Below are 9,457 nucleotides of genomic sequence, written 5' to 3'. Positions count from 1 at the left end.
ACAGCGCGATGGTGGCGGCGTGTGCTTCCCACCGCTCACGCGCCTCGATCCGTAATCCCGGCTGACCGAGCTTCGTCACCCATGCGGCTCCCGCTTCCTGGGCGTCGTGCAGGAGTCCGCGCGCGGCAGTCTCGATGAGCATCTGCCGTTGGGTGAGCGCGGTCTGCATGTCGTCGGCGATCGGCTCGGCAGGTGTGGGGATGAGTCCGGCAACTCGCGCCTTGGTTCGTTTGCCGGGCGGGAGTTTCTGGGTGGCTTGGTCGAGTATGGCGGCGAGCTGCGCGGCGGGATCGGATTGGTCTTCGCCGGGCGTGAGTCGGGGTGCGAGGGCAGTGAGGGCGGCTGCTGCGAGGTGGCCGGCGGCTTCGTGGCGGGCGAGGGCTGCTTCGAGTCGTTCGTAGTAGGAGCTGGTGAACACGTCGTCGGCCACGTTCTCGGGGAACGGTGCGACATCGAGGAGGGTTGCCCATCGTTCGGTCTGTGCTTCGCGGGCGAGCACGTCGTACTCGGCCAGCAGCGTGGACAGCGAGGCGTGTCGATCGACCTCGAGCTTCAGGGTTTCGGTGGCGGAGAGGTCAGCATCAGTGCGGGCGAGCACCTTGGCGAGCCGGTCTGTCACGGTCAGCGGTTCGGGCTGGTCGAGGTGCGCTTCGATCTCGTGCGGGTCGGGCACGATGACGTAGGCGTGGTTGCGGTGCTTGCCGCGCGTCATCGCCACATAGAACAACTCCCGCGATGATGCTTCAGGATCGACGAGCGCGTGCCGGTGGCGGACGAGCATCCCGAACGCTCCGCCCGTCTCGACTGCCGAGAGTTGCGCCCAGTCTCCGATGAGGACGACCTTGGCTCCGACCTCGGCGGCGTGCGCGGTGATGCGATCGAGCGCGAGTGTTCCTGCCAAGGAAGACTCGTCCACGAGCACGAGCTGCCCGGCTTCGAGGTTCCAGCGCCCGTGGTGGTGTTCGTAGAGGAATTTCGCGGTGTTCTCTGCCCGCACGCCGAGCGAGTCGCCGAGCACTTCGGCGGCAGCAGCCGACGGCGCAAGGCCGATCACCGAGTCGCGTCCGTGCGCCGCTGTCCACGCCCGGTGTAGGGCGCGCAGCGCCGTGGTCTTGCCGGAACCTGCCGGGCCGACCAGCAGATCAAGGGTCAGCCCGGAACGGGCGATGCGCGTGATAGCGACGGCCTGGTCGGGATCGAGCCTTACGCCCCCGATCTTGCGGGAAGTGTGCCGCGCGACGAGCCGCGCGGTCAGCGCCGGGCCACCGTCATCTTGGCTGTGTGCGAGGAGCCGCTGTTCGGCGTCGAGGATGTTCTGGCTGGAATACGCGATCTGGTCGACCGGTTGGAACCTGTTGCCCTCACCGTCGACGTAGTGGGCGGGTACGGCTCGGTCGTAGTCCGGGGTGAGCCGCAGCGATTCGGCTTCGGCGTGGGCGACGATCTGATCGAGCACCCGGATGCGATCGTCGGTGGTTGCGAACCGGACGCCCATGATCTGTCGCATCGTCTCGGCGTGCAGGTTCCATCGCCCCCAGGTTGCGCGCCGGTTCGCGACCTCCATCAGCACCACGGAGGCAAGATCCTCGATCTGCTCCAGCCCGAGATCGTCCGCACGCAGCCGAGCCTCGCCCGCACCCCGGTCGAGTAGATGCTGCGCCCAAGTGGGTGCATCCTCGCTGAGCACCACCTCGGCCCGCGCCCGCCAGTCAGCGGTCAGCTCAGCCAGCGAGTGCAGTTCTTTCTCGGGCCGCGTCTCCAAGGTCGCCTGCTGTCGGAGTTTCGCGATCGTCGCCGCTGAGGGTTGCCTGCCGTGCTCGGCGATGTACTGCTCGATCAGCCGGTTCTTGACCTGCTCGATGCCCTCCGCGCCGTCGCTGCCGCCGGTGGTGCGGCGGGAGAACTCCGCGATCAGCGCCGCTGGTACGCCCGCGATCTCCCAGCCGGTGTTGCGGTCCTTGCCCCGGTCGACGGGCACCCACGTCACACCGAGCAGCCGCGCGGTGTGATCAGTGACAAAGGCGTTGTACGACTCCGACAGAGCGACAGCCGCCTTGTGCAATCGGCGCGAGTCGAGCGTGCGCCAGCGCCCATCCTCGCCCTGCACCTTGTTCGACACCACGACGTGCGTATGCAGTTGCGGATCCGCTGCTCTGGAGTCGTAATGGTCAAACGCGGTCGCGATCACACCCACGATCGGCATCTGCGCGATACCGCCCCGGCCGACCCGTGTCACGGCGACGCGCTCTTCCAGCAACGCGATTGTGTCGCGCATCGCGGCGTGATGCGCCTGCGCAATCAGGGCTTGCGTGCCCGCGTCGGCCACACCCCAGATCGCGCTGACCGACTTCGGCGGTGAGAACGTCAGATCGAACCCTGCAACGGCGATGCGCGGCTTCTTCGCAACCTCCTCCTCACGGATACGTTGCACCGCTTGCTCCCGCGCCTCACCGCGCAGGTCGGGGTCGAGCCGTGCAATGCGCGCCGCAATCCGTTCGCGCGGCGGCTGCAACGACGGAAACCGGGTACCGAGTCGTTCCCCGGTGACCGGGTGGATGCCCTCACCCAGCAGCCGCGCCAAGTGCTCCTCGGTCACCGTGTCGCCCTCGGCCGACGCCGGGGTGCGTCCGTCGTCGAGACTCATCAGGCCGGTACCGACCCAAGTACCTGGCGGGCAGCCGGTCTCGGTGTAGTACCGGGTCAGCGGGCTGCTCATCTCCCGGTCGCCGTCACCAGCGACGACAGACTTCAGCAGGTACTCGTACCCCTTGCCGGACGACATGACCCGGATCGTCATCACCACGACAGCCCCTCCCGAGACCGTCACGGACGGGCCGATCTCGGGAGTCAGGTGGGCGCTCCGCGCCCGAGCGCGGCACCCTGGTGCCAGACGTGTGTGTCCGTCCTGAATGGAGAGCAGCTCATGCCGGTGACTGTCATGATCAGCGGCCGATCGAGCCGATCCTCACACTGCGACGCGGGGCCGTACGTCCTCGCGGTGAGGCACGGTGGTGCGCTGCGCGAGCGGGCTGCCGACGACGGGCGAGATCTCACGAGCTCGCCCGTCCGATACGCACAGGATCTGCAGAATCCGCAGAGGGGTGCGCCACGGCGTGACCTCTTGCACGATCCGAGACCCGCTCACCTTCCTCATTATCTGCGTAACTGCGTAGATATGATGCTCCCCTGGCGTGTAGGCCTTGCCTCAGAAAAGAGGGGATGCTCCGCGCCCCCTGCCTGTACGGCCTCGCCCGCGCGGTGTGGCTCTTGTTACGGAAGGAACGATCATCTTCATCATCTTCGAGCCGAAGGTCGCTTCTACGGCTCTGTGTGCGCCCTCTACCGGCTCCGCTGTCCCGGGAGTGCGGCGATGACTCACGCATCCGGAAACGTCGCTGTGCGCGTGATCGGTTTTCGTGGAAGCTCCGCTACCCGGGAGGGTGAGTCCCATAGCGTGGTGTCAATTCCCGCGGGGGGTTCTCGTCGTCGTAGACGATGAAGGGCCACCGTGGGATGACCATTGTTTCCGGCAAGAAGCAAAGCAGAGATCCCACGATGACCCACTACCAGTCTGCCCTGACGACCTTGATCGGCGAAGTCCTCGCTGACCCTGACCTGGCCCATTCGGACGTGTTCCGTCGGATGCTGCAGGCCGGCCTGCAAGATCTGGTCGACGCGGAAGCGACGGTGAAGATCGGTGCTGACCGTTATGAGCGGACCGCGGAGCGCAAGACCCGTCGCAACGGGACCCGCCCGAAGACCCTCGCGACCCCGGCCGGGGAAGTAGACCTTCAGATCCCGAAGCTGCGGGAAGGATCGTTCTTCCCGTCGTTGCTGCACCCGCGCCGCCGGGTCGACAAGGCGCTCTACGCGGTGATCTGCCAGGCCTGGATCGATGGGGTCTCCACCCGCAAGGTCGACCAGTTGGTGCGGGCGTTGGGGAACGACACCGGCATCTCCCGGTCGACGGTCTCGCGGATCTGCGCCGAGATCGACGAGTCAGTGCACGAGTTCCTGCACCGCAGGATCGATCACACCTGGTTCCCGTACCTGTTCCTCGACGCCACCTACCTCGACGTCCGCCACCGCGGCCGGGTCGTCTCCCAGGCCCTCGTCGTCGCGACCGGTGTCTCCGGCGAAGGACGCCGGGAGATCCTCGGGATGGCGCTCGGGGACGCGGAGACCACCGACTTCTGGACCGAGTTTCTCCGCGGCCTCCGCGACCGCGGCCTGAAAGTCGCCACCGACGCCGACCCGCTCGGCGTGACCCTGGTCACCAGCGACGCGCACGCTGGCTTGAAGGCCGCGGTCAAGGCGATCCTGCCCGGGTCCGGGTGGCAGAGATGCCGAGTTCACTTCGCCCGCAATGTCACCCAGAAGCTCGGCTCGGCGCGTTCGAAGCCGGTCAACGCGTTGATCTCGACGATCTTCGCGCAGACCACGACCGAGGCCGTGATCGCGCAATACAAGGCCGTCACCGACAGCCTCCGCAGCTCGTTTCCCGAGATCGCGACGATGCTCGAGGCGGCCGAAGCGGACCTAACCGGGTTCGCGCCGTTGCCCCGCGAGCACTGGCAGAAGGTCTGGTCGAACAACCCCATCGAGCGCCTCAACCGCGAGATCAAACGCCGCGCCGACGTCGTCCAGATCTTCCCCGACCAGGCCAGCGTCACCCGCCTGATCGGCGCCGTCCTCCAAGAGCAGCACGAGGAATGGGGCTACGGCGAACGCCGCTACTTCTCCGACATCTCCATGCGCAAACTCATCCACACCCTCCACGAGCACACCGAACCCGCCCACCCCGAGCTCTACCTCACCGCCTGACCAACACCCACCATCAGGAAGCAACGGAATGACACCACACCACGGGACTTGACCACCCGGGATGAGGTGCGCCGTGCCGTGCCGCGCGCTGTCGTGGATCTAGCGGGTGTGATTCCCGCGGCGTCTTCGACTATTGCTGACGTGCGGCGTGACGGTTTTCCCGCAGTGGCTGAGCTCGCGGCCCGGTTCGATCGGGTGGAGCAGCAGGTGCTGCGGGTGCCTGCGGAGGCCTTGGCGGAAGCGTTCTCCGCGCTTGCGCCGGAGCTTCGTGGTGCGTTGCAGGAGGTGATCGAGCGGACCCGTCGGTTCGCGAGTTCGCAGTTGCCCGCGCCGGTGGTGGTGGGCTTCGAGGGAGACGCGCAGGTGTCCTTGAACTGGTTCCCCATCGAGCGAGCTGGGGTGTACGTCCCGGGCGGGAAGGCGGTGTACCCGTCGTCTGTGGTGATGAACGTGGTCCCCGCTCAGGTCGCCGGTGTGCGTTCGATCGCGTTGGCCAGTCCGCCGCAGGTCGAGCATGGTGGTCGCCCGCACCCGACGATCCTCGCGACGGCGGCGATGCTGGGCGTTGACGAGGTCTACGCCATCGGGGGCGCCCAGGCCATCGCCGCTCTCGCGTACGGCATCGAGGACCCCACGGTGGAGCGGAGCGTCGCGCCAGTGGATCTGATCACGGGGCCTGGGAATGTGTATGTCGCGGCCGCGAAGCGTCTGGTCCGCGACACGGTCGCGGTGGACATGGAGGCCGGAGCGACCGAGGTGATGATTCTGGCGGATGCTCTCGCCGATCCGATGCTGATTGCTGCCGACATGATCTGCCAGGCCGAACACGACGAGCACGCCGCCGCCGTCTTGGTCACCGATTCCACCTCCCTGGCCCTCGCCGTGCAGACGGAACTGGATCGACAGGTGGCCTTCACGCCCCATGCGGATCGAGTGCGGGCCGCCCTGACCGGTCCGCAGTCGGCGATCGTGATCGTCGACGACATCGAGCACGGCATCGAGGTCTGCGACGCTTACGCCCCTGAGCATCTCGAGATCCATTGCGACGATGCCGACGGGGTGGCCGGACACGTACGCAACGCTGGCGCGATCTTCATCGGCGCGTCCACGCCGGTGAGTCTCGGTGATTACTGCGCCGGCTCCAACCATGTCCTGCCCACCGGAGGAACGGCCACGTTCTCCTCCGGGCTCACCGTGCACACGTTCCTGCGGGCGGTGCAGACCGTGCGCTACCCGGCCGCCGCTCTCCGCCACGTGCGCGAGACGATGCGGGTGCTCAGCACGGCAGAGGATCTGCCCGCCCATGGCGCGGCCTTGGAGGCCCGCTTCGCCCCGTCTGCAACGCGCGTCCAACAGGATTGATGTTCCGATGACGCAGGCGACGATGGACAGTGGCGATCGTGCGATCGAGGGGGCCGTGGATGTGTTCCGGACCCTTGCCGAAGAGACGCGCATCCGCATCGTCCTCGCCCTTGCGCAGCACCCCGAGATCTCGGTCGGCGAACTCGCGAGTCGAGTGGATCGGCCCGCGCCGACGGTTTCCCAGCATCTGAGCAGGCTGCAGCGCAGCGGGATGGTCGACCGTCGGCGAGATGGTCAGCGTGTGCTCTACCGCCTCGTCGATGAACACGCCGCAGATCTCGCCAACATCGCCCTGCATTATGCGGCGGTGCACCTGGAGGGTCGGCCAGCGCATCACGCACCGACCCGATGAACCCCGAACCATCGTGCTGACAGATAGGACTGACGCCCATGACTGATCCCCTTGCCGCCGACACCGCGGCCCGTCCCGCGGAACGCCGCGCGACGTTCATGTCGTTGATGACGCGCGAACGGTGGATCGAGGTCGCTCGCATCCTCTTGACCGGGTTGGTGGCCTTCCTGTACTGGCGGCAGCTCATCCCGGTTCCCGTGCTGTGGGTGGCCGTCGCGGTCGGTCTGTACCGGCTGGTGAAGACGGGTCTGATCGATCTGTTCACCGAACGCAAGATCGGCACGGAACTGTTCGTCACCGTCGCGACGATCTTCGCGCTGGTCGGAGGCGAAGAGGTCGCGGGAAGCGTGCTCATGGTGATCATCCTCATCGCCGAGTTCATCGCCGACCTCAACACCGATCGGGCGCGCGCATCGATCCAAGGGCTGATCGGCGCGGTCCCCACCGTCGCGCGGGTCCGCGAGAACGGGCAGGAGCGCGTGGTCCCGATCGCGGAACTGCACGTCGATGACGTCGTCCTGGTCCGCGCGGGCGACAGCATCCCCGTCGACGGCACGGTCGTCAGCGGGGACGGCGCCGCGGACGAGGCATCCGTCACGGGTGAGAGCGTCCCGAAGGACAAGTCCGCCGGCTCGCGCGTGTTCGCCGGCACGATCCTCAAGTCCGGTGCTCTGGACGTGCGCACCGAAGCGGTCGGGGAGCAGACCACGTTCGCGCGGATCGTGGCCCTCGTCGAGGATGCCGAGGACTCGCGCGCGCCCGTGCAGAAGCTCGCGGACAAGGTCGCCGCGTGGCTCATCCCGCTGATCATCGTGTTCCTCGTGGTGGTGTTCCTCGTCACCCGGGACGTCAGCATGATCGTCACGCTCATGATCTTCACCTCGCCCGCCGAACTGGCGCTGGCGACCCCGATGGTGATCATCGCCGCGATCGCCCGCGCCGCACGCAGCGGCATCCTGATCAAGGGCGGAATCTACCTGGAGAGCCTCGCCCGGGCCACCACCGTCGTGTTCGACAAGACCGGCACCCTGACCGTCGGCAGCCCGAAGGTCAGCGCCGTGCGCGTCGCCGACGCCTCTGTGGAACGTGAGGAACTGCTCCGGCTCACCGCGGGCCTGGACCGCCGCTCCAGCCACCCTCTCGCCGAGGCCATCGTCGCCTACGTGCGTGAGGCCGGCGTGGAGATCCCCGAGCCGACCGATTTCCAAGTCGTGCCCGGCCGCGGTGTCACGGGAACGGTCGACGGGCGTGCCCTGCTCGTCGGCAACGCCGCCCTGCTCACAGAGGCGGGGATCGACGTGCCGCCCGTTGCGGAGGCGACGACGATCATCCACGTCGCCGCCGACGGCCGCCTGATCGGCAGCTTCGAGCTCGAGGACCAGATCCGGCCCGGGGCGAAAGAAGCCATCGCCGGGCTCCGCGTGAACGGTGTGAAGCGGATCCCGATGCTCACCGGTGACAACGCCGCCGTCGCCGGTCGCGTCGCCGACAGCCTCGGCATCGACGAGGTCTACGCCGATCTGCTCCCGGAGGACAAGGTCGGCGTCATCACACAGATGCAAGCCCGTGGAGAACGGGGTCGCGATGGTCGGCGACGGCATCAACGACGCCCCCGCGCTGGCCCTCGCCGAGACCGGGATCGCGATGGGTGCCGGCGGCACGCAGGCCGCCATCGAAGCGGCCGATGTCGCTCTCATGACCGACGATCTCAGCAAGATCGTCGGCGTGCGCGCGATCGCCCGCCGGGCCTACCGCACCATCCAGGAAAACCTGTTCGTCGGCGTCGGCGTCGTCCACGTCCTCGGCATCACCGCCGCCCTGCTGGGCTGGATCGGCCCGATCCAGGCCGCCATCATCCACCTCGGTCCCGACATCCTCGTGTTCCTGAACTCCACCAAGCTGCTCAGCGTCCGCATCAAGACCGGTCCGGACACCGCCCTTGAGCCATTGCGGCGCGACTAACCAGCATGCACGGCAGCACACACGTCGACACCGGGCTACGCAGATCTCAGGCTCTGCGTAGCCCGGTGGCCGAGAAGAGACCCGTTACCGGACGCCCCGGCAGCGCTGAAGAAGTCGAGGAACCGAAGATGCGGGGAAACGACGCGGGCTCCACTCGATCGCGCTAGCGACACATGACGATTCGGAAGAAGGACCCATGACCACTCCCACGCCCTCCGCCACCCGCGTCCAACGCCTCAACAAGCTACGTGCCGGGGGTCCTCGGCGCCAACGACGGGATCGTGTCCGTCGCCACTGTCGTCGTCGGCGTCGCCAGCGCTGCTGCGGGGGAACCCGCCCTGCTCTCCGCCGGTGTCGCCGCCCTCGTCGGCGGCGCCGTCTCGATGGCCCTGGGCGAGTACGTCTCCGTCAGCAGCCAGCGTGACAGTCAACGCTCCGCCATCGACGAGGAACGCGGACACCTCGCAGCCGACCCCGATGCCGAGTTCCAGGAACTGGTCGCGTCGTATCAGGCTCGAGGCCTCACCGAACCCACCGCCCGGAAGGTCGCCGAAGAGCTCTCCGCCCGCGACGCGCTGGCCGCCCACATCGACATCGAGCACCGGCTGGCCGAGGACGAGGTCGTCAGCGCATGGGGCGCGGCGTCCGCGTCCGCGATCGCGTTCCTCCTCGGCGGCGTCGTGCCCTTCCTCGCGATCCTCCTACTGCCCGCAGGCATCCGCATCCCGACCACCTTCGTGCTGGTGCTCGTCGCCCTCGCCGTCACCGGCGCGCTCGGTGCCCGACTCGGCAAGGCCCGGCCGGGCCGTGCGGCCGTGCGTGTGGTCGTCGGCGGCACCATCGCCCTGGCCGCGACCTACGGAATCGGCACCCTGCTGGGCACCGGAACGGTCTAGGACCGGCGCCCCGCGCAACAGTCCGGTGCCCCTGCGTCCGCTCAAACTGCGAAGAGAGCCC

The 9,457-nt window shown here is 67.8% G+C and carries 5 protein-coding genes and 1 pseudogene; 5 read left to right on the top strand and 1 reads right to left on the bottom strand.

Annotation, left to right across the window (positions count from 1 at the left end; genetic code table 11):
• A partial coding sequence (gene mobF / locus ACGG9C_RS16845; protein WP_390178940.1) for a MobF family relaxase occupies window positions 1-2,782 on the bottom strand: 2,782 nt, incomplete at its 3' end.
• A 773-nt stretch (window positions 2,783-3,555) separates the two neighbouring features.
• Between mobF and ACGG9C_RS16840 the strand changes: the two genes are divergently transcribed.
• From ACGG9C_RS16840 to ACGG9C_RS16820, 5 genes and pseudogenes are all read left to right on the top strand, one after another.
• The gene (locus ACGG9C_RS16840; RefSeq protein WP_194384868.1) at window positions 3,556-4,824 is read left to right on the top strand and encodes an IS256 family transposase; all 1,269 of its coding nucleotides are present in this window, start codon (window positions 3,556-3,558) and stop codon (window positions 4,822-4,824) included.
• A gap of 108 nt (window positions 4,825-4,932) precedes the next feature.
• Window positions 4,933-6,186, top strand: a complete 1,254-nt coding sequence (hisD, locus tag ACGG9C_RS16835) for a histidinol dehydrogenase (RefSeq protein ID WP_390178939.1) — start codon at window positions 4,933-4,935, stop codon at window positions 6,184-6,186.
• Between the two features lie 7 nt (window positions 6,187-6,193).
• Entirely contained in the window at window positions 6,194-6,538 is a 345-nt protein-coding gene (locus ACGG9C_RS16830) for a metalloregulator ArsR/SmtB family transcription factor (RefSeq protein WP_228480962.1), read from the top strand.
• A 38-nt stretch (window positions 6,539-6,576) separates the two neighbouring features.
• The gene (locus ACGG9C_RS16825; protein WP_228480961.1) at window positions 6,577-8,481 is read left to right on the top strand and encodes a heavy metal translocating P-type ATPase; all 1,905 of its coding nucleotides are present in this window, start codon (window positions 6,577-6,579) and stop codon (window positions 8,479-8,481) included.
• 215 nt (window positions 8,482-8,696) lie between these two features.
• A pseudogene (locus ACGG9C_RS16820) lies at window positions 8,697-9,396 on the top strand (VIT family protein).
• Window positions 9,397-9,457 lie beyond the last annotated feature (61 nt).

Origin of the sequence: Microbacterium sp. MTN4-26, assembly GCF_042846595.1 — a bacterium.
GTDB classification, from domain to species: domain Bacteria; phylum Actinomycetota; class Actinomycetes; order Actinomycetales; family Microbacteriaceae; genus Microbacterium; species Microbacterium luteum.
This window is presented reverse-complemented; position numbering and strand designations above follow the sequence as displayed.